1 pseudogene is annotated in these 260 nt (G+C 41.2%); it reads left to right on the forward strand.

Annotated elements, in window-relative coordinates:
- Positions 1–260 (forward strand): annotated as a pseudogene (locus ACFINO_RS11405) (3-deoxy-D-manno-octulosonic acid transferase); the annotation flags it as partial.

Here is a 260-nt window from a genome sequence, read left to right on the forward strand (position 1 = left end):
CTGCTGCTCCAGAGAGGGATACGGACGTTTTTTTAGGAGATACGATTGGGGAAATGGGGCTTTTTCTTCGCTTATCGAAAGTTTCTTTTCTTGGGAAGTCGTTATGTGGAGAGGGTGGACACAATCCATTGGAGTTAGCTTTGCTTGGTTCAGCTATTTTGACAGGGCCTCATGTTTCAAATTTTCAAGAGATGTTTGAACAATTTTTAATGCGTGATGCAGCATATATGGTTCAAGATAAAAAGCAGCTTGCTATTCAG

Origin of the sequence: Bartonella sp. AA83SXKL (assembly GCF_042196965.1) — a bacterium.
In the GTDB taxonomy this organism is placed as follows: Bacteria; Pseudomonadota; Alphaproteobacteria; order Rhizobiales; family Rhizobiaceae; genus Bartonella.